At 73.3% G+C, this 25,109-nt stretch carries 25 protein-coding genes and 1 tRNA gene; 10 read left to right on the top strand and 16 right to left on the bottom strand.

Annotated elements, in window-relative coordinates:
- The first annotated feature begins 22 nt into the window (after positions 1-22).
- Positions 23-592, top strand: coding sequence for a GNAT family N-acetyltransferase (locus ACLE50_RS10225; RefSeq protein ID WP_410943201.1), 570 nt, complete (start codon positions 23-25; stop codon positions 590-592).
- Positions 593-760: 168 nt separating this feature from the next.
- Here ACLE50_RS10225 and ACLE50_RS10220 read toward each other — a convergent pair whose 3' ends face one another.
- Positions 761-1,447 (bottom strand): hypothetical protein, encoded by a 687-nt coding sequence (locus tag ACLE50_RS10220; RefSeq protein ID WP_410943200.1) that lies wholly within the window; start codon positions 1,445-1,447, stop codon positions 761-763.
- Positions 1,448-1,674: 227 nt separating this feature from the next.
- Between ACLE50_RS10220 and ACLE50_RS10215 the strand changes: the two genes are divergently transcribed.
- Entirely contained in the window at positions 1,675-2,820 is a 1,146-nt protein-coding gene (locus tag ACLE50_RS10215) for an alpha/beta hydrolase family protein (protein ID WP_410943199.1), read from the top strand.
- A 25-nt stretch (positions 2,821-2,845) separates the two neighbouring features.
- Here ACLE50_RS10215 and ACLE50_RS10210 read toward each other — a convergent pair whose 3' ends face one another.
- Positions 2,846-3,268 carry a hypothetical protein gene (locus ACLE50_RS10210; RefSeq protein WP_410943198.1) on the bottom strand — a complete coding sequence of 141 codons (423 nt, stop codon included), beginning with the start codon at positions 3,266-3,268 and terminating at the stop codon, positions 2,846-2,848.
- 53 nt (positions 3,269-3,321) lie between these two features.
- Here ACLE50_RS10210 and ACLE50_RS10205 point away from each other — a divergent pair, with 53 nt between their 5' ends.
- Both ACLE50_RS10205 and ACLE50_RS10200 read left to right on the top strand, forming a co-directional pair.
- Entirely contained in the window at positions 3,322-3,867 is a 546-nt protein-coding gene (locus ACLE50_RS10205) for a peptidylprolyl isomerase (RefSeq protein WP_410943197.1), read from the top strand.
- 262 nt (positions 3,868-4,129) lie between these two features.
- A complete protein-coding gene (locus ACLE50_RS10200) occupies positions 4,130-4,780 on the top strand; it encodes a rhomboid family intramembrane serine protease (protein WP_410943196.1) in 651 nt (216 codons plus the stop codon).
- 10 nt (positions 4,781-4,790) lie between these two features.
- On the opposite strand, the gene ACLE50_RS10195 is transcribed toward ACLE50_RS10200, so the two are convergent.
- From ACLE50_RS10195 to ACLE50_RS10150, 10 genes are all read right to left on the bottom strand, one after another.
- Positions 4,791-5,237: a PH domain-containing protein gene (locus tag ACLE50_RS10195; RefSeq protein WP_410943195.1), complete on the bottom strand. Its 447-nt coding sequence runs from the start codon at positions 5,235-5,237 to the stop codon at positions 4,791-4,793.
- A gap of 71 nt (positions 5,238-5,308) precedes the next feature.
- Positions 5,309-5,569 carry a cell division protein CrgA gene (gene crgA / locus ACLE50_RS10190; RefSeq protein ID WP_410943194.1) on the bottom strand — a complete coding sequence of 87 codons (261 nt, stop codon included), beginning with the start codon at positions 5,567-5,569 and terminating at the stop codon, positions 5,309-5,311.
- 120 nt (positions 5,570-5,689) lie between these two features.
- Positions 5,690-6,325, bottom strand: a complete 636-nt coding sequence (locus ACLE50_RS10185; protein WP_410943193.1) for an aminodeoxychorismate/anthranilate synthase component II — start codon at positions 6,323-6,325, stop codon at positions 5,690-5,692.
- 70 nt (positions 6,326-6,395) lie between these two features.
- Positions 6,396-8,561, bottom strand: a complete 2,166-nt coding sequence (gene pknB / locus ACLE50_RS10180) for a Stk1 family PASTA domain-containing Ser/Thr kinase (RefSeq protein ID WP_410943192.1) — start codon at positions 8,559-8,561, stop codon at positions 6,396-6,398.
- Between the two features lie 105 nt (positions 8,562-8,666).
- Positions 8,667-10,457: a serine/threonine-protein kinase gene (locus ACLE50_RS10175; protein WP_410943191.1), complete on the bottom strand. Its 1,791-nt coding sequence runs from the start codon at positions 10,455-10,457 to the stop codon at positions 8,667-8,669.
- Between the two features lie 55 nt (positions 10,458-10,512).
- The gene (locus ACLE50_RS10170) at positions 10,513-11,985 is read right to left on the bottom strand and encodes a peptidoglycan D,D-transpeptidase FtsI family protein (RefSeq protein ID WP_410943190.1); all 1,473 of its coding nucleotides are present in this window, start codon (positions 11,983-11,985) and stop codon (positions 10,513-10,515) included.
- Positions 11,982-13,484 carry an FtsW/RodA/SpoVE family cell cycle protein gene (locus ACLE50_RS10165; protein ID WP_410943189.1) on the bottom strand — a complete coding sequence of 501 codons (1,503 nt, stop codon included), beginning with the start codon at positions 13,482-13,484 and terminating at the stop codon, positions 11,982-11,984. Before ACLE50_RS10165 ends, ACLE50_RS10170 begins: the two co-directional genes overlap by 4 nt.
- Positions 13,484-14,830, bottom strand: a complete 1,347-nt coding sequence (locus ACLE50_RS10160; protein ID WP_410943188.1) for a PP2C family protein-serine/threonine phosphatase — start codon at positions 14,828-14,830, stop codon at positions 13,484-13,486. Before ACLE50_RS10160 ends, ACLE50_RS10165 begins: the two co-directional genes overlap by 1 nt.
- 144 nt (positions 14,831-14,974) lie before the next feature.
- The gene (locus ACLE50_RS10155; RefSeq protein ID WP_410943187.1) at positions 14,975-15,445 is read right to left on the bottom strand and encodes an FHA domain-containing protein FhaB/FipA; all 471 of its coding nucleotides are present in this window, start codon (positions 15,443-15,445) and stop codon (positions 14,975-14,977) included.
- Between the two features lie 152 nt (positions 15,446-15,597).
- Entirely contained in the window at positions 15,598-16,974 is a 1,377-nt protein-coding gene (locus tag ACLE50_RS10150; RefSeq protein WP_410943186.1) for a DUF3662 and FHA domain-containing protein, read from the bottom strand.
- Positions 16,975-17,189: 215 nt separating this feature from the next.
- On the opposite strand from ACLE50_RS10150, the gene ACLE50_RS10145 reads away from it, so the two are divergent.
- A tRNA-Leu gene (locus ACLE50_RS10145) sits at positions 17,190-17,275 on the top strand.
- A 146-nt stretch (positions 17,276-17,421) separates the two neighbouring features.
- Here the strand turns inward: ACLE50_RS10145 and ACLE50_RS10140 are convergent.
- Positions 17,422-18,033 carry a nucleoside/nucleotide kinase family protein gene (locus ACLE50_RS10140; protein WP_410943185.1) on the bottom strand — a complete coding sequence of 204 codons (612 nt, stop codon included), beginning with the start codon at positions 18,031-18,033 and terminating at the stop codon, positions 17,422-17,424.
- A 52-nt stretch (positions 18,034-18,085) separates the two neighbouring features.
- Between ACLE50_RS10140 and ACLE50_RS10135 the strand changes: the two genes are divergently transcribed.
- From ACLE50_RS10135 to ACLE50_RS10115, 5 genes are read left to right on the top strand one after another with little or no spacing between them, the layout of a single operon-like run.
- Positions 18,086-18,922 (top strand): IclR family transcriptional regulator, encoded by an 837-nt coding sequence (locus tag ACLE50_RS10135; protein WP_410943184.1) that lies wholly within the window; start codon positions 18,086-18,088, stop codon positions 18,920-18,922.
- Positions 18,919-19,740, top strand: a complete 822-nt coding sequence (locus ACLE50_RS10130; protein ID WP_410943183.1) for an enoyl-CoA hydratase/isomerase family protein — start codon at positions 18,919-18,921, stop codon at positions 19,738-19,740. The genes ACLE50_RS10135 and ACLE50_RS10130 overlap by 4 nt, the downstream gene beginning before the upstream one ends.
- A gap of 37 nt (positions 19,741-19,777) precedes the next feature.
- Positions 19,778-20,923 (top strand): 5-methyltetrahydropteroyltriglutamate--homocysteine S-methyltransferase, encoded by a 1,146-nt coding sequence (locus ACLE50_RS10125; protein ID WP_410943182.1) that lies wholly within the window; start codon positions 19,778-19,780, stop codon positions 20,921-20,923.
- Positions 20,924-20,932: 9 nt separating this feature from the next.
- Complete coding sequence (locus ACLE50_RS10120; protein WP_410943181.1) at positions 20,933-21,277, top strand: TfoX/Sxy family protein; 345 nt, start codon at positions 20,933-20,935, stop codon at positions 21,275-21,277.
- Entirely contained in the window at positions 21,274-22,026 is a 753-nt protein-coding gene (locus tag ACLE50_RS10115) for a class I SAM-dependent methyltransferase (protein ID WP_410943180.1), read from the top strand. Before ACLE50_RS10120 ends, ACLE50_RS10115 begins: the two co-directional genes overlap by 4 nt.
- A 92-nt stretch (positions 22,027-22,118) precedes the next feature.
- Here the strand turns inward: ACLE50_RS10115 and ACLE50_RS10110 are convergent, their stop codons facing one another.
- The 3 genes from ACLE50_RS10110 to ACLE50_RS10100 all read right to left on the bottom strand — a co-directional run bounded on the left by ACLE50_RS10110 (position 22,119) and on the right by ACLE50_RS10100 (position 25,061).
- Positions 22,119-22,856 carry an iron-sulfur cluster assembly protein gene (locus ACLE50_RS10110; protein WP_410943179.1) on the bottom strand — a complete coding sequence of 246 codons (738 nt, stop codon included), beginning with the start codon at positions 22,854-22,856 and terminating at the stop codon, positions 22,119-22,121.
- Complete coding sequence (locus ACLE50_RS10105; protein ID WP_410943178.1) at positions 22,853-23,920, bottom strand: amidohydrolase family protein; 1,068 nt, start codon at positions 23,918-23,920, stop codon at positions 22,853-22,855. Before ACLE50_RS10105 ends, ACLE50_RS10110 begins: the two co-directional genes overlap by 4 nt.
- 112 nt (positions 23,921-24,032) lie before the next feature.
- Positions 24,033-25,061 (bottom strand): NAD(P)-dependent alcohol dehydrogenase, encoded by a 1,029-nt coding sequence (locus ACLE50_RS10100; RefSeq protein WP_410943177.1) that lies wholly within the window; start codon positions 25,059-25,061, stop codon positions 24,033-24,035.
- Positions 25,062-25,109: the final 48 nt, after the last annotated feature.

Genomic DNA, 25,109 nt, shown 5'->3' with positions numbered 1-25,109 from the left:
GCGGGTCGGGCAGGATGGCTGCGTGCCCCTTCCGCCGAACACGCTGTCGGACGGCGTCGTCGTCCTCAGCCCGCTCGGCTGGGGCGACGTGGAGGCACATCTCGCGGGGGAGGACGCCGAGCTGGTGCGCTGGCTCAACGGTGGTCCCGGCACCCGCGCGACGGTCCGCGCGCACGTCCGCCGGGCGATCGAACGGTGGGCCGAGGACGGGCCGAAGCTGAGCTTCGGGATCCGGGTGCGGTCGGGCTCGGTGCTCGCCGGCACGATCGACGCCGACTTCGACCCGGTCCCCGGGTCGCGGCGGGCCGGGCTTGCCTACGGCGTCTACCCGGGCTTCCGCCGGCAGGGCCTCGCGACGCGTGCGGTCCGGCTGGCGGCGCGGTACCTCGCCGAGCGCGGGGACATCGACATGATCGCGATCGACGTCGACCCGGCGAACGTCGCGTCGATCGGGGTCGCGCGGCGGGCCGGGTTCCGGTTCGTGCGCCACGTCGTCGACGACGAGCAGGCCTTCGACCGTTTCGAGCTGCTCGTGCGGGCACCGGTGGCACCGGCCCCGCCGCCCCGGCCGCGGCGCGGTCCGTTCCGCTGAGTCCGCGGCGCGGTCGGTTCCGCTGAGTCCGCGGCGGGATCCGTTCCGCTGAACGGGGATGCCGCGCGCAGCAGACAACGACCGCCCGCACCTCGTCGTGCGGACGGTCGTCGCTCGGCGCCTGTGGGTTCGGGAGCCCGGCGCCGCTGATACGGAGATCTGCGGAGATCAGCCCATCGAGACGGTGGGGGACTCCACGTACATCACGTGCGGGATGTTGACCGAGGCCGGCTCGCTCGTCGACGGCGCGGACGGCAGCTTCGGCAGCGAGTCGGCCGAGGGCAGCTTCGGCAGGGCGTCGGCGGACGGCGCCTTCGGGAGCTTCGGCAGCGCGTCGGTCGACGGCACCTCGGGGGTCTTCGGCAGCGACGGCAGGCCCGCGTCGGCGGCCTGCAGCTTCGGGGCCGCGGGCGCCTTCGGGGCAGTCGGCAGCTTCGGCAGTGCGTCGGTCGAGGGGGCCTTCAGCGACGGGGCCTTCGGCGCGTCGGGCAGCTTCGCCAGCGAGGCGATGTCCGAGGCGGTCGGGGCCTTGGGCGCCTCGAGCTTCGGAGCCTTCGGGGTCGCCGGCAGCTTCGGGGTCTCGAGCTTCGGCGCCTCGAGCTTCGGGGCCTTCGGGGTCTTGACCTCCGGGGCGTCGACGCCACCGACGGTGACGTTCACGCCGTCGCTCTTCACCGAGTGCGACTCGGTGGCGTCCGGCAGCTGGTCGGCGGCGTCGGAGAGGGAGGAGGTGTCGAGGTCCGGGGTGTCGGGGAGCTCGGCGGCGGAGGCCTGACCGGCGACGCCGGCACCGAGTACGGCGATGCCCGCGCCGGCGAGGGAGAGCCGGAGGGCGTTGCGGGCGAGCGAGTTCATTCGCGCGTCCTTTCCTGCAGTCGGGGGAGCCGGAGGACGGGGGCCCTCCGAACGGCGCAACGATGCCCGGCGCGCCCGGTTTCGCAGCGGAGTCGACTCGGTGCGATGTTCACTCGAACGGGTGGCAACCTGGAGCGTGGTCGCCGCCGGGGGGCGCTGTGATGACCGTGGGTGGGCATGGCACTCCTCCGCGTCGGGGGAAGCTGCGGTGCAGGAGGATGCTCGGCGTGCGCCCCGTACCCACCGGTCCCGTCCGGAGTCTGCCTGCCGTCTCGCTGCTCGCCGGCGGGCTGCTCGCCACCGGAGCGGCGTCGATCGCCTGGCACTACTCGACGGTGCTGCTGCATCCGTCGTGGAAGCCCGGCCTGCCCGAACGCGTGCTGCACGGCGGCCCGGACGCCGTCACCCTGCGCCGCACCCGGCTCAGCGCCCAGCCCGGGGTGTGGGGCCTGCGCAGCCCGGCGGGGCTGTCGGTGGTGGGCGAGGTGCTGCGGCGGGACCGGCAGGTCGTCGTCCGGCGGCTGCTCGACGGCCCGGAGCCCGCCGAGGGGCCCGCGGTGCTCGACGTCGGGCCGTTCGATCCGGATCCGGGCGACCGGGGCCTCGGGTTCTCCGAGGTCGAGATCCCGACCGAGCTCGGCCCGGCCGCGGCCTGGGACGTCCCGGCTCCGACGGGATCACCGCACGACGACGTCTGGGCGATCTGCGTGCACGGCCGCGGCGGCACCCGGCGCGAGGCCCTGCGGATCCTGCCCACGCTGCACGACCTCGGGCTGCACGCGCTGGTCCCGGCCTACCGCGGCGACGCCGACGCCCCGGCACCGCCGGACGGATGCTCACACCTCGGGGACACCGAGTGGCGCGACGTCGAGGCCGCCGTGGCGTGGGCACGCGAGCGCGGCGCCCGCCGGTTCGTGCTGGTCGGCTGGTCGATGGGCGCGGCGATCGGCGGCGCGTTCCTGGACCGCTCGGGGTACGCGGCCGACGTCGCCGCGGTCGTCTGGGACGCCCCGATGCTCGACTGGCGACGCGTGCTGCGCCGGCAGGCCGCGAACCGCGGGCTGCCGCCGTCGCTGTCCGGGGTGGCGGCCCTGTTCGCCGAGCAGCGGATCGGGATCGACCTCGACCGGTTCGACCTGTTGCGGCACACACCGGCCGTCACCCCGCCGACGCTGCTGCTGCACAGCGACCGGGACACCGCGGTGCCGGTGGCGCTGAGCCGGGACCTGGCCGCGTCGGCACACCGGCGGGGCTGGCCGGTGACCTACCGCGAGTTCACCGGGACCGAGCACACCGCCGGGTGGAACGCCGACCCGGAGGGCTACGCGCTCGCCGTCACCGGCTTCCTGCGGGCCGCCCTCCGGGAGGGGTGACCGGCTCAGCTGATCACCCAGCCGGTCACTCGGTCGTACGCGTGGTGGGCGCCCGGCCCACGGGCTTGCCCTCGAGCTGCTCGTCCGACGGCGGCACCGTCGACACCGGGGTGCCCGGGTCGATCGGGCGCTCGCGGCGCAGCACGGTCGCCCAGCCCCACACGGCGAGGCCGGTGACCGCGATCAGCGCCACGATCCACGGCCAGCGGCGCACGGCGACCACGACCGGCTCCGGCGACGGATCGATCGCCTCCGCGAGGGCGCTGCGGGCACCCTCGACACGCCCGGACAGACCGGTGGTTCCGGACGACACGACGCTGCCGACGGATCCGACGACCTGACCACCCACGATCCGGCCGGCCTCGGCCAGTGCCTGCACGGCGTCCACCGCGTCGCGGCGGGCCTCGGCCCTCTTCTGTGCAGCGATCTCAGTGCCCGTGACGCTCATCGACACGACCTGCCCTCCTGCCGGTGCGGCCGCTACGGCCCCTTACTGGCACGATGGTAGTCGTGACGGAACCAGGAAACGCCAAGACGACGGCCGTTCTGCACACTTCCGAGGGTGATATCCGGGTCGAACTGTTCGACGACCAGGCCCCGAAGACGGTCGCCAACTTCGTCGGTCTCGCCGACGGGACGAAGGAGTACACCGGGCCGAACGCGAGCGGGGGCGACTCCGGTCCGTTCTACGACGGCTCGATCTTCCACCGCGTGATCGGCGGCTTCATGATCCAGGGCGGTGACCCGACCGGTACCGGTCGCGGCGGCCCGGGCTACCAGTTCGGCGACGAGTTCCACCCGGACCTCAAGTTCGACCGGCCGTACCTGCTCGCGATGGCGAACGCCGGCCCCGGCACCAACGGGTCGCAGTTCTTCATCACGCTGGGCCCGACCCCGCACCTGAACCGGCGCCACACCATCTTCGGTGAGGTCGCCGACGCCGAGTCGCGGGCCGTCGTGGACGCGATCGGCCAGACGGCCACCGGCCAGGCGGACCGCCCGCTGACCGACGTGGTCATCGAGAAGGTCGAGATCGAGAAGGGCTGAGACCGCCCTGAGCACACCACGAGAGCCCACCGGCGACCCGGGCAACGGGGAACCGGCCGGGCATCCGGGCGCGGGACCGGCCGGCGACGCCTACGGGCAGCCGGCCGGCGCGCCCGCGTGGGACCGACCGGGGCCGGGGTACGGCGATCCGTCCGGGCCGCCGAATCGGCCCGGGCCGCCGGAGCACCCCGCTCCACCGGTTCACCCCGCGGCGCAGAACCATCCCGGTCCGCAGCACCCCGGGCCGCCGCCGGGCCCGCCGGTGCACACCCCACCGCGGCCGCTGATCACGCCGGCGCTGATCGCGGTCAACGTCGCGGTCTTCGTCCTGACCGTCGTGCAGGCACGCAGCCTGAACGACAACGCGGACTCCGCGCTGTTCGACGCCGGCGCGCTCGTCCCGAACCTCGTCGGTGCGGGTGACTGGTGGCGCCTCGTCACGTCCGGCTTCCTGCACATCGGCCCGATCCACCTGGCGCTCAACATGTTCGCGCTGTGGATCATCGGCCGCGACGTCGAGACCGCACTCGGCCGTGGCCGGTTCCTCGGCGTCTACGCCCTGGCCCTGCTCGGCGGGTCCGCCGCGGTGATGTTCTTCGGTACGGCCTCGGAGGGGACGGCCGGAGCGTCCGGCGCGGTCTTCGGGCTGATGGGTGCACTTGCGGTTCTGTTGCGCCGCATGCGGATCCCCGCCGGTCAGGTGTTCGTGGTGATCGCGGTGAACGTGTTCATCAGCTTCACGATCCCCGGCATCTCCTGGCAGGGACACCTCGGCGGGCTGGTGACCGGGGCGGTCACCGCCGCCGCGCTGATCCCGCGCCGCGGGAGCGCGCCCCGCTCGCCCGCGGTGGCGTTCGGCGCGGTCGGAGCCGTGGTGCTCGCGCTGCTGGCGCTCTCGGTCGCGCGGCTCTGACCGCCGGAGCTCACCGGAGCGGGCGCAGCAGCTCCAGCTCCTCGGCGACGTCCTCCGGGTCGCTGCCCAGCTCCGGACGGCCGAGCACGACGAGCCGTTCGCTGTCGTCGACGTCGCGCAGGTCCAGCTCCAGCACCGAGGACTCGCGCCCGAACCGGCGCATCCGCAGCACACGGACGTCGTCGACCCGCGACCACGGCACGTGCCGGGTCCAGGTCAGCCGCCGTACGACGATGCCCTCCGGCCCGGCCTCCAGCCGCGGCCGTGCCTTCGTCCCGGATGCTGCGTAGAGCCCCAGCCCGACGGCGGCGACCCCGGCGAGCAGCGCCCCGGTCGGGTCCGCCCCGCGCGCGACGAGCAGGACGAGCCATCCGAGCGCGAGCACGGCCAGCACCCACAGAGCGGCGACGACGCCGCCCGGTGTCGACCAGGACCGGCGCTCCGGATGATCACTCACGGTGCCGGAATCCGCCGATCCACAGCCTTCATCCACAGTGAGGACAACTCACATCGATGTGTTTGCGCTGCTCAGCGCCAGCGCATGGTCATCAGCAGGCCGATCACGATCAGTGAGAAGCCGATGATGAAGTTCATGTTGCCCAGCGCCGCCATGAACGGGATCTGCGGGCCGGCGAGATAGTTGACGACCAGCCAGACCAGGCCGAGGATCCCGAACGCCAGCATCACGGCGATGTAGGCCGGATGCGTCGGCCCCTGCACCTTCTGCGGGGTGCGGCTGACCGGCGGCGGCGTGTACGCCGCCTTCTTGCGGACCTTCGACTTCGGCATGTGCTGACCTCGTGCGGGCTGGTGCGGGCGGTGGACGTCCGCTGCCACCGTATCGCGGACCGGGAACCGTTCGGCGGGTACGCAGCGACTTCGACCCCGGAGGACGGGACCGGGGCGGCGTCAGACGCCGGCGACCAGCTCGTCGAGCTCCGTGGACAGCCGCTCCACCAGCTCCTCGGGCACGGTGAAACCGGCGTCGGCGAGCCAGTTCGCGAGCATCCGGTGCCCGCCGCGGGTGAGCACCGACTCCGGGTGGAACTGCACCCCGGCGATCGGCAGCTCCCGGTGCCGGACGGCCATGATCAGCCCGGACTCGGTGTGCCCGGTGACCTCCAGCTCGGCGGGCAGCCCGTCCGGGGCGATCGTCAGCGAGTGGTAGCGGGTCACGGTCAGCGGCGACGGCAGCCCGCGCAGGACGCCCACGTCGTCGTGCAGGACCTCGGAGGTCTTGCCGTGCAGCAGCTCCGGGGCCCGCTCGACGACGCCGCCCCACGCGGTCGCCAGCGCCTGGTGCCCGAGGCACACACCCAGCAGCGGGGTGCCGTTCCCGGCGGCCCGGCGGATGACCTCGACGCTGCGACCGGCCCGTTCCGGGGTGCCGGGGCCGGGGCTGACCAGCACGGCGCCGACGTCGTCCAGCTCGTCGGGCTCGACCTCGTCGTTGCGCCGCACCACCGGCTCGACGCCGAGCTGCGCGAGGTACTGGACCAGGTTGTAGACGAAGCTGTCGTAGTTGTCGACGACGAGGACGCGCACGACCCCTCCTTCTCCGATCATGGCCGCTCGGCGGCCTGCGGGTGCGGAACCGTCAGCTGAAGCGGAACCGTCAGTTGAAGGGGAACCCGCTCGACCCGGTACCACCGTCGCCGCCGTTGTTCCCGTTCCCGCCGTTGCCACCGTTGCCGCCGGTGTTCCCGGGGTTGCCGGTGTTCCCGGGGTTGCCGTTCCCGTTGTTGCCGCCGTTGCCGTTGTTCCCGGTTCCGCCGTTGTCGCCGGTGTTCCCGCCGTTGCCGTTGTCGCCGTTGTTCCCGTTCCCGCCGTTGCCGCTGTTGTCTCCGTCGTTCCCGCCGTCGCCGCCACCCGTGGCGCGGCCGACGGTCAGGGTGACGGTCTGGCCCTCGGTGGACTGCGAGCCACCGGACGGCGACTGGGACTGGACCTTGCCGTTCTGCGAGGAGTCGGAGACGTCGGTGGTCTTGATGCTCGGGGACAGACCGGCGGCCTGCAGCGCCTTCACCGCGGCGTCGACCTGCTGACCGGTCACGTTGGGCACCTGCTTCTGGTTGCCCTTGCTGACCTGGATGGTGATCGTCTGGTTGGTGCCTGCCCGGGTCCCGGACGACGGGTCGGTCCCGACGACCGACCCGGGCTGACCGCTGCCGTCGACCTGGCTGGTGGTCACCGAGGCGAAGCCGGCGTCGCGCAGGGTCTGCTGCGCCTGCGTGGCGCTCTGCCCCGAGACCGACGGGACCACGGCCGTCGTCCGCTCCTTGCCGACGACGATCGAGACCGGCGAGTTGCCCGGCACCGTCTCACCGGGGCCCGGCGTCGACGAGATGATCTTGCCGATCTCGTCGGAGTCGGAGGTCTCCTGCTCGGTCGTCTGCCCCAGGCGCAGGCCCTTGCCGCGCAGCTGGCCGTCGGCGTCCTGCGGGGACAGCCCGGCGAGCGTGGGCACCGTGACCTGGTCCGGACCCGTCCCGACGAACGCGGTCACCGTGCTGTTCTCGGCCACCTGGTTGCCGCCGCCCGGGTCGGTGCGCACGACCTTCCCGACCTGCGTGACGTCGGAGGGCTCGTTCTTCTGCGAGTAGAGCAGGTGGGCCTGGGTGATCGTGGCGCGCGCCTGCTCGGGCTGCTGGCCGAGCACGTCGGGCACGCCGACGCGGTCCGGCGAGGAGTTGCCGAAGAACTGGAAGCCGAGGAAACCCAGCAGGCCCAGCACGACGAGGCCGGCCGCCCACAGCGCGGCCTTCCGGCCGCGGCCGCCGCCTCGCTCGTCGTCGTGGTCGGGGTGGCCCGGGGGCAGGGTGTGCCGCCCGGTGGCCGGGCCCGAGCCGTTCATCCGGCGGGTCGGCACGGCGGCGGTGGCGGCGTCGTGCGCCATCATCTCCGTGCGTTCCTGCTCGGTCATGACCAGCGGGGCCTCGACCGGCTCGCCGTTGCGCACCCGCACCAGATCGGCGCGCATCTCGGCCGCGGACTGGTAGCGGTTGGCCGGGTTCTTGCTCAGTGCCTTCAGCACGATCGCGTCGAGCGCGGGCGGCACCGACGGGTTGAGCTCCGACGGGGCCCGCGGGTCCTCCCGCACGTGCTGGTAGGCCACCGCGACCGGGGTGTCACCGGTGAACGGCGGCTCCCCGGTGAGCAGCTCGAACAGCACGCAGCCCGCGGCGTAGACGTCGGACCGGGCGTCGACGGCCTCGCCGCGCGCCTGCTCCGGTGAGAGGTACTGGGCGGTGCCGATGACCGCGGCGGTCTGGGTGACGTTCTGGCCCTCGCCGAGTGCCCGGGCGATGCCGAAGTCCATCACCTTGACCGCACCGACGCTGTTGATCATCACGTTCGCGGGCTTGACGTCGCGGTGGATGATCCCGTGCCGGTGCGAGAAGTCGAGGGCGGCGCACACGTCGGCCATGACTTCGACGACACGTTGCTGGGACAGCGGACCCTGGGTCTTGACGATCTCGCGCAGGGTCTGGCCGTCGACGTACTCCATGACGATGTACGGCAGCGGCCCGACCTCGGACTCGATCTCGCCGGTGTCGTAGACGGCGACGATCGCCGGGTGGTTCAGCGACGCGGAGTTCTGTGCCTCGCGGCGGAACCGCAGCTGGAACTGGGGGTCGCGGGCCAGGTCGGCGCGCAGAACCTTAATCGCCACGTCGCGGCCGAGCCGCGTGTCCAGGCCGTGGTGGACCTCGGACATGCCTCCGTAGCCGAGCGTGTCGCCCAGCTCGTAGCGCTCGGAGAGCAGTCGCGGTGTCGTCATCGGTTCACTGGTTCCCGGGGTCGGAGGCGTACTCATCATGCCGGTCGCTGCGGTCGTGCACGGTCGTTTCACGCTCGCGTGCGCCGGGTCGCCGGTTCCGTGGGATCACCGGGGAGCGTCCGTTGCTCCGGCGACGTCGCGCGCGGCGAGCGGCCACGAATCGCCCACCGGTCGAGAGCCGGCCGGCGTCCGCCACGCCACGGTACCGGTCGCAGGGTTGGCGACCCCCGCTCCGAGCCCGGTCTGCGACGAGTCACGCAGGATCATGACGGCGAGCAGGACCGCGGCGACCGTCAACAGGAGGAACAGGACGGCGAGCCAGGCCTTCACCCGTCCGGACCGCCGAGGGGTGAGATCCAGCGGGCCGGACGGATGCACCTCCGGCCCCCGTTCGGACGACCGCCGGGTGGCCGGGGGGCGGGCCGCCGCCCCGTGCGGCGGGGAGTCGGGTGCACGACGCGCCGGTCGGGCGCCGGGTGCGCGACGGCCGTCGCCGGGCGGACGGACCCCGGGCTGCCCGCCGGGCGGGGACGGCGCGGACGGTGGTGCCGGGTCAGCAGGGGTGCGCGGCGGCGTACCGGGCCTGCCCCGGGGCGGCTGCCCCGGCGGGAGCGGCACCGGACCGGAGCCCGGTGCGGCACCGGGGCGGGGGAACGCACCGCTGGGCGGTCCCGGCCGTGCACCGGGGCCACCAGCGGGTCCCGGCGGCGCCGACCCGGGCGGTGGAGTGGACGGCGGCGGTGTGGACGGTGGTGGGGTCGACGGCGGCGGCGTGGCGGGAGCCTGCCCCGAGGGCACTCCGCCGCGCGGCGAAGCCGGGTCCCGTGGCTCGGCGACCGGTGCCGCGCCGGACACCGGCGACCCGCCGGTGCCGGGGACGTCCGGCGTCCACCGGGCGGCCCGGCCCTCGTCGCCGGTGTCGGGGCGGCCGTGCCGCCCGCGCCGGGACGCCTCGTCGGGGACCTCCCCGGCAGTCCTTGCAGTCCCGGCGGCGTCGCCACCGGCGAGCAGGGAGGGGCCGTCCCCGGCCGGTGCCGGGGTGCCCGCGACCGGGGGCCGGTGCCCGCGCCGGACGGCGGCGACGGCCTCGGCGAACTCGCCGCCGTCGGCGTAGCGCCGGGTGGGGTCCTTGACCAGCACCGAGTCGATCAGCTCCCGGACGTGCGCGGGCACGGTGTCCGGCAGCGGCGGCGGGTCGTCGCGGACCTGCATCATCGCCACGGCCACCGCGCTCTCGGCCCGGAACGGGCGCACCCCGGCCAGGCACTCGTAGCCGACGATGCCGAGCGAGTAGACGTCACCGGCCGGGCCTGCGTCCTCGCCGGACGCCTGCTCGGGAGCGATGTAGTGCGCGGTCCCCATGACCATGCCGGACCGGGTGACCGGTGCGGCGTCGGCGGCCTTGGCGATGCCGAAGTCGGTCAGCTTCACGACGCCGTCCTCGCGCAGCAGGATGTTGCCCGGCTTCACGTCGCGGTGCACGAACCCGCGCTCGTGCGCGGCCTGCAGCGCCCGTGCGGACTGCTCGAGGATGTCGAGGGTCTCGTCGGCCGGAATCGGGCCGCGCGCGATCCGCGCCGACAGCGGCTCGCCCCGGACCAGCTCCATCACCAGGTAGGCGGTGCGGCCGCCGCCGGCGGGGCCGTCGTCCTCGCCGTAGTCGTGCACGCCCGCGATGCCGGAGTAGCCGAGCGAGGCGACCGTACGGGCCTCGATCCGGAAGCGGTGCAGGAACTCCGGGTCGTCGGACAGGTCGGACTTGAGGATCTTGACCGCGACGCTGCGGCCGAGCCGCGTGTCGCTGGCCTCCCAGACCTCGCCCATGCCGCCGACGGCGATCCGCCGGTCCAGCCGGTAGCGGTCGGAGATCAGCTCACCGGCCGCGAGCCCGCTCATCCGGTCATCAGCGGGCGGTGTGCCCGCTGTGCCGCGCGGGGCCCGGCCGGGGCGCTCACTGCGCGTCCCGGAGGGCCTCGGCGATCACGGCTCGGCCGATCGGGGCCGCGACCGACCCGCCGGTCGCCTCGAGGGCCCGGTTGCCGCCGTTCTCGACGAGCACGGCGACGGCGACCTTCGGGTTCTCGGCAGGCGCGAACGCCACGTACCAGGCGTGCGGCGGGGTGTTCTTCGGGTCGGTGCCGTGCTCGGCGGTACCGGTCTTCGACGCGATCTGTACACCGGTGATCTTGCCGCCGCCCTGGGTGCGGTTCTCCGACCCGACCATCAGGTCGGTCAGCGTGCGGGCGGTGTCGGCCGGCATCGAGCGGGCCATCCGGTCCGGCTCGGTGGTGTCGACGACGTCGAGCTGCGCGCTCTGGATCTCCTTGATCAGGTGCGGGGCCATGGTCTGACCGCCGTTCGCGATCGAGCCGCCGATCATCGCCAGCTGCATCGGGGTCAGCCGCACGTCGCGCTGGCCGATCGCGGACTGCTGCACCGACGGGGTGTCGGCCATCGGCCCGACCTGCGACGCGGCCACCGGCATCGGGATCTGCAGGTCGGTGCGGCCGACCCCGAACGCCTCGGCCTGGGCGCGCAGCTTGTCCCCGCCGAGCTGCCCGCCGAGCTGGGCGAACGCGGTGTTGCAGGACCGGGCCAGCGCCTCGCGCAGCGATGCGGTCGCCCCGCCGCCGCACGGGGTCCCGTTGTAGTTCTCCAGCGTCGTCGTCGAGTCGGCGAGCTGGATGTTCTTCGCCGCGGTGAGCTGGCTGTCCGGGGTGAACCCGTTCTGCAGCGCCGCCGCGGTGGTGACCAGCTTGAACGTCGACCCCGGTGGCTCGATGTCCCCGATCGCCCGGTTGACCAGCGGCGAGGGCTCCTCGTTGCCGTACTTCTTCCAGGCGTCCTGCTGGTTGCCCGAGTCCGGCGAGGCCAGCGGGTTCGGGTCGTACGAGGGCGTCGACACCATCCCGAGGATGTCCCCGGTCTGCGGGTTCAGGGCGACGACCGCGCCCGTGTAGCCCTCCTCGTTCATCTTGTCGTAGGCGGTCTTCTGGACCTCGGGGTCGATCGTGGTGACCACGTTGCCGCCCGCCGGGTCCCGCCCGGTGATCAGGTCCGACAGCCTGCGGACGAACAGCCGGTCGTCGGTGCCGGAGAGCACCGCGTCCGAGGAGCGCTCGAGCCCACCGTTGCCGTAGAAGGTCGACAGGTAGCCGGTGACCGGCGAGAACGCCGGGCCCTCCGGGTACTGGCGCTGGTAGCGCAGCCGGCCCTTGCCGGTGTCGATGCTCTGCGCGAGCACCTGCCCGCCCGCGGTGATCTGGCCGCGCGGGCGCGAGTACTCGTCGATCTGGGTGCGCTGGTTGCGGGAGTCGTCGCGGTACTCGCCGGCCTTCACCACCTGCACGTAGGTGACGTTGCCGAGCAGGATCACGACCATGACCATCACCGCCAGGGCGACGCGGCGGACCGGGCGGTTCACGAGTCACTCCTCTCGGTGCGGGCGGCGGCGCCGTTCTGCGCATCGGGCCGGCGGACCATCTCGGTGCTGGCCTCCGCGATGGGAGCCCGCGGCGCGGCCGGGCGCTTGGGCAGCGGCGCGCGCGCCACGTGCGAGATGCGCAGCAGGATCGCGACCAGCGCGTAGTTGGCGACCAGCGACGACCCGCCGTAGGACAGGAACGGCAGGGTCAGGCCGGTCAGCGGGATCAGCTTGGTGACCCCGCCGATGACCACGAAGATCTGCATCGCGACCGAGAACGACAGACCGGTCGCGAGCAGCTTGCCGAACGTGTCGCGCACGGCCAGCGCGCTGCGCAGGCCGCGGGTGATCAGCACCAGGTAGACGACGAGGATCGCCGCCAGCCCGATCAGGCCCATCTCCTCGCCGAGCGAGGAGAAGATGAAGTCCGACGACGCGAACGGCACCAGGTCCGGGCGCCCGGCACCCAGGCCGGTCCCGCCGACCCCGCCGGTGCCCATCCCGAACAGCGCCTGGCCCAGCTGGTAGCCGCCGCCCTCGTAGTCGGAGAACGGGTCCAGCCAGATCTGCACGCGGACCTGGACGTGGCCGAACAGCTGGTAGGCCATGATCGCGCCCGCGGCGAAGAAGAGCAGGCCGATGAGCATCCAGGAGACCCGCTCGGTCGCGGTGTAGAGCAGCACCAGGACCAGCGCGAAGAACAGCAACGAGCTGCCGAGGTCGCGCTCGATGACCAGGATGCCGATCGACAGCAGCCAGGCCGCGAGCAGCGGGGCGAGGTCACGGGCGCGGGGCAGCTCCATGCCGAGGAACTTGCGGCCCGCGGTGGAGAGCAGGTTGCGCTTCTGCACCAGGTACGCCGCGAAGAAGATCGTCAGCAGGATCTTCGCGAACTCGCCGGGCTGGATGCCACCGAGCCCGGGCAGCCGGATCCACAGCTTCGCGCCGTTGACCTCGGAGATCGACGACGGCAGCAGGCCCGGCAATGCGAGCAGCACGAGCCCGACGAAGCCGACCGTGTAGCCGTAGCGGGCCAGGACGCGGTGGTCGCGCAGGAAGAACAGCACCAGGGCGAACAGCACCAGCCCGAGCACGGTCCAGGCGATCTGCGGGGCGATCTGGCCGTCCGGGATCTCCTTGCCCAGCAACGTCGCGCGCGCCGCCGCGGCCAGGTCCAGCCGGTGGATCATCACCAGGCCGATGCCGTTGAGCAGCGCCACCGACGGCAGCATCAGCGGGTCCGCGTACGGAGCCAGCTTCCGCACGGCCAGGTGGGCCAGCGCGAACAGCACCAGGTAGGCCAGCCCGACGAACAGCAGGTCGGTGGTGAGCGTCTGCTCCTGGTTCGCCTCGACCAGCACCAGCGCGCCGGTCGTCAGCACCGCGGCGAGGCCGAGCATGAGCAGCTCGATGCCCCGCCCGGTGGGCGTGGTCGTCTCCGCGCCGGTGGCCGGCGTCGCGCCCGCAGTGCCCCGAGCGCTCTGGTCCCGGGTGGCCATCAGCCGTCGGTCCGGCAGTTCTTGCCCGGGTCCGGGGCCACCGTCGGGAGCGGTGTCGTGGTGACCGGCGGTGCACCCGGCGCCGCAGGCGGGGTGACCACCGGCTTCGGCGGCGGGTTCAGCGTCGAGCACAGCGGGAGCATCTTCGAGCGCAGCTTGTCGATCGTGCCGTGCGCGTCCGGTTCGCCGTCGTCGGCGACGATGCCGTCGCTGACCTGGGTGCGCTCGGACTGCGGGAGGTCGTCGAGACCGATGTCGGACCGTTCGACGACGCGCTGCAGCGGTACGCCCAGCACGCTGCCGCGCACCCCCTGGTAGATCGCCACCTGGTTCTGGTCCGCGCCGACGTAGTACTGCTGCAGGACCAGCGAGCGGGCGATCAGCACACCGGCGGCCAGCACGACGAGCACGCCGACGACCGCCAGCAGCGGGCGCAGCCCGCGCCGTGCGGCCGGGGCCGGTGCCCGGTCCGGCTGCAGCCGCACCGGCTCGGTCCGGGGCAGGGTGCTCGCCGCGGCGCGCTGGGCGGAGGATCCGGGGGAGCGCTCGTCGTGCCGGTAGTCGCCGTCGTCGCTGCGCGGGTTGCGCCCGGCGGAGCCGCCGATGATCGGGGCGTCGTCGGCGTAGTCGACGTCCACGACGTCGGCGACGATGCAGGTGATGTTGTCCGGGCCGCCGCCGCGCAGGGCGAGCTCGATCATCCGGTCCGCGCACTCGCGCGGGTCGGCGTAGTCCTCCAGCGTGTGCTGCAGGGTCTCGTCGCTGACCGGGCCGGACAGGCCGTCGGAGCAGAGCAGGAAACGGTCGCCGGCACGCGCCTCGCGGATCGACAGCGAGGGGTCGACGTCCTGGCCGGTGATGGCGCGCAGCAGCAGCGAGCGCTGCGGGTGGGTGTGCGCCTCCTCCTCGGTGATCCGGCCCTCGTCGATCAGCGACTGGACGAACGTGTCGTCCTTGGTGATCTGGTGGAACTCACCGTGCCGGAGCAGGTAGGCGCGCGAGTCGCCGACGTGCACCATGCCCAGCCGCGACCCGGCGAACAGGATCGCGGTCAGCGTGGTGCCCATGCCCTCGAGGTCGGGAGCCTCGGCGACGTGCCGGGAGATCGCGTCGTTGCCCTCGTGGGTCGCGTCGCGGAGCTCGGCGAGCAGGTCGTCACCGGGGACGTCCTCGTCGAGCGGGGCCAGCGCGGAGATGACCAGGGACGAGGCGACCTCGCCCGCGGCGTGGCCGCCCATGCCGTCGGCGAGGGCCAGCAGGCGGGGGCCGGCGTAGACGGCGTCCTGGTTGTTCTGCCGGACCAGTCCGCGGTCGCTGCGGGCCGAGTAGCGCAGCACCAGTGTCACGGGGCGGCTCCGGCTTCGGTCGGGGCACGTCGGGGCGATCGAGGACCGCGGGTCCGTACGGGGGCTACGGACGGCCGCGGCGCCGGGGGAGCGGACGGTCGCGGCAGGCTCATGGTCGATCCGTCATGGTCGTTCCCGCGGCCGTCACGATCGCAGCTCGATCACCGTCTTGCCGATGCGGACCGGTGTCCCCAGGGGGACCCGGGTGGGCCCGGTGACCTTATTACGTTCCAGATAGGTGCCGTTCGTCGACCCGAGATCCTCGACGTACCACTCGTCGCCCTGCTGGCTGATGCGGGCGTGGCGGGTCGAGGCGTAGTCGTCGTCGAGCTTGAGGGTCGAGTCGTCGGCCCGTCCGATGAGGATCGGGCGCGAGTCGAGGGTGATGCGGCTGCCGGCCAGCGGCCCCTGCGTGACCAGGAGCTGGCGGGCGGTGCGGTTGCGACCGGCACCCCGGCCACCGCGTGCGGCCTTCCCGGAGCGGCCGCTCGCCGCGCCCTTGAGCCCGGACGCCGCGTAGAGGTCCGAGCGCACCACCTGCAGCGCGAGCAGGACGAACAGCCAGAGCAGGGCGAGGAACGCCCCTCTGGTCAGCTGGAGCACCAGTTCCGGCACTTCGCCCGCTCGCTTCCGTGTTCGTGTCGTGCACCGCGGCGACGTGTCGCACCGCAGCGATGGGGTCCCACCGCCGTGCGACGGTACGAGACGCCCGCCCGGGGAGTCCGGGCGGGCGTCCGTCGCAGGAGTTCGCGGTCGCCGGTCGGCGGTCAGCCCTGGGTGCGGAACACCAGGCTGGAGTGGCCGACCCGGATGACGTCGCCGTCGGTCAGCTGGCAGGACTGCACCGGCGAGTTGTTCACCGTGCTGCCGTTGGTCGAGCCCAGGTCGTTCAGGGTCGCGACCTGGCCGTCCCAGGTGACCTCCAGGTGCCGGCGGGAGACCCCGGTGTCCGGCAGCCGGAAGTTCGAGTCCTGGCCGCGGCCGATGACGTGGGTGCCCTCGGACAGCTGGTAGGTCCGGTTCGACCCGTCGTCGAGGACGAGCATCGCGGTCAGCTGCTGCGGGGCGCCCCAGCCGCCCTGGGCCGGGTAGGCGCCGCCGCCGTAGCCGCCCTGGTCGTACCCGCCCTGGTCGTAACCGGGGTGCTGGTCGTAGCCACCGGCGTAGCCCTGGGGCTGGCCGTAGCCGTCGTGCGGCTGGCCGTAACCCTGGGGCTGGCCGTAGCCGTCGTAGCCCTGCTCGTAGCCACCCTGCTGGTAGCCGCCCTGCGGGTAGCCCTGGCCGTAGCCCTGCGGCGGCTGGCCGTAGCCCTGGGGCTGGCCGTAGCCGTCGTAGCCCTGCTCGTAGCCGCCCTGCTGGTAGCCGGGCTGGTACCCGCCCTGGGGCTGGCCGTAGCCCTGCTGCTGGCCGTACGGGTCGTGGCCGCCCTGCGGGGGCTGGCCGTAGCCCTGCGGCTGGCCGTAGCCCTGCTGGCCGTACGGGTCGTGGCCGCCCTGCGGGGGCTGGCCGTAGCCCTGCGGCTGCCCGTACTGGTCGTAGCCGCCCTGGGGCGGCTGGCCGTAGCCCTGGGGCTGGCCGTACTGGTCGTAACCCGGCTGGCCGCCGTGGGCCTGCTGGCCCTGCTGCTCCGGGGCGTAGGTCTGCTGCTGGCCGTACCCGCCGGGGGCGCTCCGGTCGTAGCCGTACTGCCCGTTCTCCTCGGGGTGGCCCGGTTGCTGGCTCATGGGTGCTTCTCCTGCGGTGCGTGCTCCGGCGGCGGCCCGGCGGGAAGCGTCGGGATCGACGGCGGAGCGGGTGCGGAATTGTCCCGTGTGCAGCGCCTCGGAGCGCTCCAGGAAGACTACGACCTCACCGTAGGTGTCCCAGCCCTGGTCGGTGAGTTCCTTCGAGACGTGCGACGACAGGGATCGTGCGACCCCGTCCTCGTCGCCCGCCATCCGGTCGAGATCACTGGGACTGAGCAGCACGGTGAACCGGTTCGGCGCCAGGAGACGCCCTCCCGCCAGCTGCTCGACGTTGTCCTCGGCTTCCCTCAGCAGTGCCTGTGCGACTTCCTGTGGGACGACACTGCCCCCGAAGACCCGCGCGAAGGCGTCGCCCACCATCCCCTGGAGACGGCGCTCGAAGCGGTCCACGCGGCCCAACTGATCTCCTCCGTTACTACCGGCGTGTCGGTGGTGTGTGACCGATCGTATCTGTGCTACCCCGGCGAGTACGCGGCGGTCGTCCCGTTCGCGTTCCCGTCCCGCACGCCGGGCCCGAGCCGGGTCCGGCCACACCGCGGGCGCCCACCGGACGTCACGGGGGACCCCCCTGTGAACGGCCGACGAGCGGGGTGCTAACTTTCTTCCTGTCGCTCGGGCGAGTGGCGGAATGGCAGACGCGCACGGTTCAGGTCCGTGTGTCCGAAAGGACGTGAGGGTTCAACTCCCTCCTCGCCCACCATCTTCTTCATCCTCCTCCGGTTCCCGGGGGTTCGGGTGCGTGTCCGCCCCGATTGTTCTACGCATGGTGGCCGTCCGCCATCACGTGATCGATCACAGCTGGTCCCCCGATCGGGTTGCGGGCCACGCTGTGTGCCCGTTTCCCGGTCAGTCCGCCCGCAGTGCGGGTCGTTCCGGGTGGTCCGCGGTGACCAGGACGTCGGCGTACGCACCCGGGTCACCCTCGGCCTCGTACCGGTCGTAGGCGGGCGCGGTCCAGGTCAGCGAGTCGTCCAGCCGCCGCCGCAGCGCCGCCGGGCTCATCCGCAGGTGCACCGTCAGCTCCGCGGGCAGGCCCCGCCCGAGCAGCCGGCCGCCGGCCAGCAGCACGACGCCGTCCCCGGCCAGCTCGACCGGGTCGTCGCGGTAGGCGCGGTCGCGGGCCGTGTCGCGCAGCCGGGGCAGCACCCGGCCGTGTGCCCCCAGCACCTCGCGGCGCAGCGCGGGCTCGTCCAGCCAGCCGTCGAGGAACATGTCCGGGTCGGTGCGGCCGTGCTCGAGGCGCACCGAGGCCGGGCGCAGGAAGTCGTCGGCGTCGACGGCGAGCGCGTCGCGGCCGTGGGCGCGCAGCCGCTCCGCCACCGTCGCCGCCAGCGCCACCGGCCCGGCGGGCGGTGCCCCGTCGACCAGGATCCGCACCCGCCCGGGCAGTGCGAGCACCCGCTCGACGACGTGCGCGGCCAGGCCGTCGCGGTCGACCGGCCGGAACGCTCCCGCCACCCGTCCTCCTCCGATGCTGGTCCGTGTGCCGTGGAGCGGCGACACTAGGCGGGTGACGCCGAGGACGCCGTCGGAGGGCGGTGCAGATCCCGGTGCAGATTCCGGTGCCGCCCCCGGGACGGACTCCGGGGCGGGATCCGGTGCGCTGCACCGGGCCCTGCGGGTGCTGGAGGCCGTCGCCGACGCCGGGGACGGGGTGAGTGCGAAGGCGCTGGCCCGGCGTCTCGACCTGCCCCTGCCCAGCTGCTACCGGCTGCTCGGGTCACTGGTCGAACAGGGCTACCTGGTCCGGCTGCACGCCGCGCGCGGCTACGGGCTCGGGTACCGGGTCGTCGACCTCTACCGCGGGCTGACCGGGCCGATCGTGCCGCCGCCCGCGGCCCGGGACCTGCTCGCCGACCTGCACGTCCGGGTCGGTGCGGCGGCGGTGCTGGGGGTGCTGCGCTGCGACGACGTCGTCGTCGCACACACCGAGACGTGCCCGGCGCACCCCGGCCCGGCCGACGTCGCCGGTGAACGGCTGCCCGCGCACGCCACCGCGGCCGGGAAGGCGCTGCTGGCCGGGCTCGACCCCGGCGCGCTCGCCGACGTCCTGGGCACCGGCCCGCTCGACGCGCTCACCCCGCACACCCTCACCGACCGCCGCCTGCTCGGCCGCGACCTGCTGCGGGTGCGGTCGGCGGGGGTGGCGGTCGAGGTGGAGGAGCAGGCCCGGGGCCGGGCCGGGCTGGCGTTGACCGTGCCGGGCGCGCCGCACGCGACGGCGCTGGCGGTCGTCGTGAGCCGGGCGGACTTCGCGAGCAGGCGCTGGGAGCTGGAGGGCGCGCTGCGCGACGCCGTCGAGCCGCTCGGGCGGGCGCTGGCCCACGGCACGAGGATGACCCGATGAGCGACCCCGACACCGATGCAGCCGCCGGCCGCGACACCGGCTCCGGCCCGGTCCGCTACGAGCGCGACGGCCACGTCGTCACGATCACCTACGACCGCCCGGAGAAGCGCAACGCCATCGACGGCGCCATGCGCCGCGCGATCAACACCGCCTGGGACCGTTTCCGCACCGACGACGAGGCGTGGGTGGCGATCGTGACCGGCGCAGGGAAGGCGTTCTGCGCAGGCGCCGACACCGGCTCCACCACCGGTAACCCGGCAGGCGACTTCCCCGGCAGCTTCTGGGAGCGGCCCACGGTGAACTCGCTGGAGAGCGGCTGGGAGATTTTCAAGCCGATCGTCGCGGCGGTGAACGGGCCGGCCGTCGGCTACGGCGTCACCCTGCTGACCTGGTGCGACTTCGTCATCGCGTCCGAGGAGGCCACGTTCTCCTTCCCCGAGGTCCGGCTCGGCATCCCGACGATCGTCGGTGCGCTGCGGCTCCCGCGGATGATCGACCGGCAGTACGCGATGGAGCTGCTGCTCACCGGCGAGACGATCGACGCCGCCCGTGCGCACGAGATCGGGCTGGCCGGCTGGGTCGTCCCGCATGACGAGCTGCTCGACCGGGCGCGGTCGCTCGCGCAGCGGCTCACCGCGGGCGCCCCGCTGGCGCAGCGGGCGGTGAAGGAGATGGCGGTGCGCGGCGCCGAGCTGGGCACCACCGAGGCCATCCGGTTCGGCGAGACCATGCGCAAGGTCGTCGCCGCCACCGACGACGCCGCCGAGGGCGCGGCCGCGGCGAGGGAGAAGCGTCCGCCGCAGTGGCGGGCCCGGTAACCGGGCGGACATGCGTGGACGGCGATACGTTCGGGGCATGCCCGACACCGTGGAGTCGACGCCGGCCGTCCGCACCAGCCCGCCGTTCCGCGCCGACCACGTCGGCAGCCTGCTGCGCCCACCGGCGCTGCTCGCGGCCCGTCAGCGGTACGCCGCCGGGGAGCTGGACGACGCCGGGCTGTGCGCGGCCGAGGACGCCGCGGTCTCCGACGTCGTCGCGCTGCAGGAGTCGGTCGGCCTGCGCGACGCCACCGACGGCGAGTTCCGCCGCACCTCATGGCACATGGACTTCATCCACCGGCTCGGCGGCGTCAGCCGCACCGACGGCCGCGTCGAGGTGTCGATGCGCAACGCGGGCGGGCAGACCAGCTTCACCTCGGCCGGGATGGCGGTCACCGGCCGCGTCCGGCTCGACGAGCCGATCTTCGCCGACGCGTTCGATTATCTGAAGGCGCAGGTCACGACCGCGGTCCCGAAACTGACGATCCCGTCGCCGAGCATGGTCTACGCCCGCGGCGGCCGGGCGGTGATCTCCGAGGAGGTCTACCCGGACGTCGAGGAGTTCTGGGCCGACCTGTCCGCCGCCTACGCCGACGAGGTCCGCGCCCTCCACGACCGCGGCTGCCGCTACCTGCAGCTCGACGACACCGCGCTGGCCTATCTCAACGACCCGGCGCACCGCGAGCAGCTGCGGGAGAAGGGCGACGACCCGGACACCCAGCACCTGCGCTACATCCGCCAGATCAACGCCGCCATCGCCGACCGGCCGGCCGACATGGCCGTCACCACGCACCTGTGCCGCGGGAACTACCGGTCGTCGTGGGCGGCGGAGGGCGGCTACGACCACGTCGCGGAGGCGCTGTTCGGCGAGCTGGCCGTGGACGGCATCTTCTGCGAGTTCGACGACGAGCGCTCCGGCACCTTCGCCCCGCTGCGGTACGTCCCGGCCGGCAAGCAGGTGGTGCTCGGCCTGGTCACGACGAAGACCGGTGCGCTGGAGGACCCGGACGAGCTGAAGCGCCGGATCGACGAGGCCGCCCGCTACGTGCCGCTCGACCAGCTCTGCCTGTCCCCGCAGTGCGGCTTCTCCTCCACCGTGGAGGGCAACGAGCTGACCGTCGACGACCAGAAGCGCAAGCTGGAGCTCGTCGTCGCGGTGGCCGAGGACGTCTGGGGCCGCTAGAAAACCCGCATGGCCTACGACGAGGGGCTCGCCGCCGGCGTCCGCACCCTGCTCGCCGACGAGCCCGCGCTCACCGAGAAGCGGATGTTCGGCGGTCTGGCGTTCCTGCTCGGCGGGCACATGACCGTGGCGGTGAGCCGCGGCGGCGGGCTGATGGTGCGGGTCGACCCGGAACGCGCGGCGGAGCTGCTCACCCGGCCGCGGGTGGAACGCATGGTGATGGGGGGCCGCGAGATGGCCGGCTGGCTTCGGGTGTCCGGCACCCCGGACATCGACGACCTCGACGGCGACGAGCTCGCCGGCTGGGTCACCGAGGGCGTGGCGTTCGTGCGCACCCTGCCGCCGAAGACATGAGCACCCCGCTGTTCGACCGGCTCCTCACCGGGGCCACGCCCGGAGCCCGGCTGCTCGACGTCGGCTGCGGCACCGGGGAGTTCTGCGCCCGCGCGCTCGCCGACGGCCTCGTCGTCACCGGGGTCGACGCGCAGCCCCGCGCCGTGGAGATCGCCGCCCGCACCGCACCCGGCGCCGCGTTCCAGCCCGCAGGCGCCTGCGACCTCCCGTTCGACGACGACGCGTTCGACCTGGTCACGTTGGTGCAGGTGCTCGACCACCTGCCCGATCCGGAGCGCGCGCTGCGTGAGGCCGGGCGGGTCTGCCGGCCCGGCGGCGCGGTCCGCGCGACCGTCTGGGGCGCCCCCGACGAGTGCGACGCGGCGGTGATCGGCGAGGCCCTGGCCTCGCTGACCGGCGCAGCCCCCGCACCCCGCCGGAACCCGCCCGCCTCGGACCGCAGCGGCGGCGGCGCGACCCCGCTGACCGACCCGGCTGCGCTGACCGACCCGGCTGCGCTCACCGCGCTCGCCGCCGCGGCCGGGCTCACCGTGGCCGAGGTGGCCGTGATCCGGGTGCCGGTGGCGCACGACGACCCGGACGATCTGGTCGCGGGCGTGCTCGCGTCCGGACCGGGGCGGCACGCCGCCCGCGCCGCGGGACCGGCCGCCGTCCGCGAGGCCCTGCTCACGGCGCTGGAGCCCCACCGTGACGGCACCGGGTACCGGCTCGTCGACACCGTCCGGCTGCTGGACGCCACTCCGGCCTGAGACATGCCGGCGCGGGACGTGTCCGGGAGGGACACGCCCCGCGCGATCGGCATCCCGGTGCTGCCCGGTGCTGTCAGCGCTGTCAGCGCTGCTCAGTGCCCGGCCGCGGCCGGCGTCTCGTCGTAGCGGATCTTCAGCAGGGACTTGCAGTACTCGCCGTTCGTCTCGATCCCGACCCGCTGCAGCCGCGCCCGCCGCAGGTGCAGCGGCACCTGCTCGACCCGCACCGGCGAGCCGTCGGAGTGCACCAGCAGCGGCGCGTCGTCACCGGCCGGGAGCCCGATCGTCTCCCGGCGGCGGCGCATCCGGACCAGCTCGTCGGTGTCGGCGGCGGTGCCCGCGAGCGCACCGAGCGTCAGCCCGGCCAGCTCGTCGGGCCCCGCCCCGGCGTCGACCAGCGGGCGGGCCACCCGGTCCTGCCCGGCCAGCGCGGCCTTGGACAGGAACGTGTGGCGCAGCTCGTCCAGCTCGGCCGCGGCCTCGCCGTTGAGCGAGCCCTCGAACGACTTCACGAACCCCGCGTGTGCGGCGACCCCGCCGTTGATCTCGTCGGAGGCGTGGTGGTCCGCGAGCGACACCGACGCCCGGCGCACCCCCGGAACCGCGGTCACCGCGTCGTAGGCGTCGGCGACCATCAGGAACGAGAAGTTCGGCGCGCAGAAGAACGTCGGCAGCCGCAGCCCGACGGCGACCTCACCGGTGTCGGAGACCGTGTACGACTCGACGAAGTCGAGATCGGTGATCGGTTCGTCCAGCTCCGGGTCGAGCACCGTCCCCAGCGCGGACCACACGGCCTGCCGGAGGGTCCCCGCAGCAGGCCCCGCGGTCACGCCTGGGCCCCCGCGACGTCGTCGACCAGCTCCTCACCCGGCGCCATCGGCTCACCGGCCGTGGTCTCGGGCAGCCTGCACTCCTCCGGCACCGGGATGTCGTAGAGCTTGGCGGCGTTGAGGCCGAGGATCTTCTTCTTCGACGCCGTGGTGAGCCGCGGGTAGTCGGAGAACTGCTCCTCGTCGGGCATCTGCCAGTCGACCAGGCCCTCGACCTGCCACTTCGGCGTCCAGATGTTGTAGTCGCCGCCGTAGAGCATCTTGTCCTCGCCGACCCAGAACAGCAGCTCGCCCATCACCTTGGCGAAGAACTTCGGGCGGGCGTGCATGAGACCGCCGATGACGACCGACAGGCCGGCGTAGACGTTGGGCTCCTGCACCGCCATGAAGCAGAAGTCCTCGATCCGCGGCAGGCCGACGTGCTCGACGATGAAGTTGAGCCCCTGGAAGTCGGTGGCCGCGTGATCGACGTCGGCGACGTCGAACGCGTCCTTGTCCAGTGGCCAGATCGTCGGGCCCTTGTGGACGTGCACGTTCTTGACGCCGAGCTCCTGGGCCTTCTCCAGGAACCGGTAGCACTCCGGGTCGGTCAGCTTGAAGCCGCGCGAGTCGCCGTTCCACTCCGCGGTGTAGAGCTTGATTCCGGTGAACCCGTACTTCGCGTGGTCCTGCTCGAACTGGCGCAGGCCGGCGTCGCCGTCGCGCGGGTCGAACCGTCCGTTGACGATCAGCCGGTCGCCGAACCGGTCGACGAGCCGGCCGTTCTGCTCGATCGTGTTGAAGCCCTCGGCGTACCACTCCTTGAGGTACGTCGACTGGAACACCGCGACGTCGACGTGGCCCTCGACGAACATGTCGCGCTCGAAGTCGTCGGCGGAGACCTTCAGGAACTTCTCCCAGTCCCAGTGGGTCTCGGGCGGACCGAGCTGGTGATAGCCGTAGAAGCAGTCGATCCAGCCCTTCGCGTACTGCTCGCGGCCCTCCACCCAGTTCTCCCGGGCGGCATCCCAGAAGTGGCAGTGGGAGTCGACGACGAAGTACTTCTCGCCATCCTTCTCGTACATGGTGTTCCTCCTCGACTCGGCGCTGAGGCCGATCGGTGGTGGTGAGAGAGAACGTTGCGTACGTGCTGTCTGCAGTTGTCGACGGATCCGGGAGTCGCCCCCGGATCCGGTGTCAGGGGACGAGAATCGCCCGGCCGCGGACGTTGCCCGCGTCGAGATCGCGCAGGGCGTCGAGCGCCTGGTCGAGCCGGTATCGCTCGGTGTGCAGGGTGACCTTCCCCGCCTGGGCCAGGACCATGAGCTCGACCAGGTCGTTGTAGGTGCCGACGATGTTGCCGATCGCGTTCTTCTCGCCCGCGACGAAGTCGAGCGTCGGCGCCCGGAACTCGCCGCCGTAGCCGAGGATGAAGTCGTAGCCTGCCGGGCCGGTCATCGCCCACGCGTCGAGCTCGGCGCCCTGCTCGGCGACGAAGTCGAACACGACGGTCGCGCCGCCCTCGGTCATCTCCTGGACGGTCTCGACGTGGTTGCCGTCGGCGGGCACGACCTTCTCGGCGCCGATCGTGCGCGCCAGCTCGAGCGCCTCGACGTTCTTGTCCACCACGATGATCTTCGTGGCGGTGAGCGCGGCGAGTGCCTGGATGGCGATGTGCCCGAGCCCGCCCGCGCCCTGTACGACGGCGGTGGTGCCCGGGTACAGGAGCGGTACGGCCTTGCGGACCGCGTGGTAGGCGGTGATGCCGGCGTCGGCGAGCGCGGCGACGTCCGCGGGATCGGTGTCCGGGTTCAGCTTCACGCAGGCCCGGGCGGTGGTGCGGACGTACTCGGCCATGCCGCCGTCGTTGTCGGACAGGCCGGGGAAGAAGGCGTTGCCGGTGCACTGCATGTCGCGTCCGGCCCGGCAGGCCAGGCACAGCCCGCACGACGGCTGCGGGTGCAGGATCACGGTGTCGCCCACGGCCACGTTGGTGACGGCGTCGCCCACGGCGTGCACCCACCCCGCGTTCTCGTGGCCGATCACGTAGGGCAGCGCCGGCTCCTGGATGTCGGCCCAGTCGCCGTTGATGATGTGCAGGTCGGTGCGGCAGACGCCCGCGCCCCCGACCTTCACGATGACGTCGAGCGGTCCCTGGATCTCGGGTTCCGGGATGTCGTCGATCTGGGGGTCCTTCTGGTACGCGTGCACCCGTACCGCCTTCACCGCGGCACCTCCTCCGCGTCGGACGCGCTGCTGCGCGCGTCGGTGGTG

It is taken from the genome of Pseudonocardia phyllosphaerae (assembly GCF_046546475.1).
GTDB lineage: Bacteria > Actinomycetota > Actinomycetes > Mycobacteriales > Pseudonocardiaceae > Pseudonocardia > Pseudonocardia phyllosphaerae.
The sequence above is the reverse complement of the archived record's forward strand: the minus strand, read 5'-3'. Positions and strand labels throughout refer to the sequence as shown.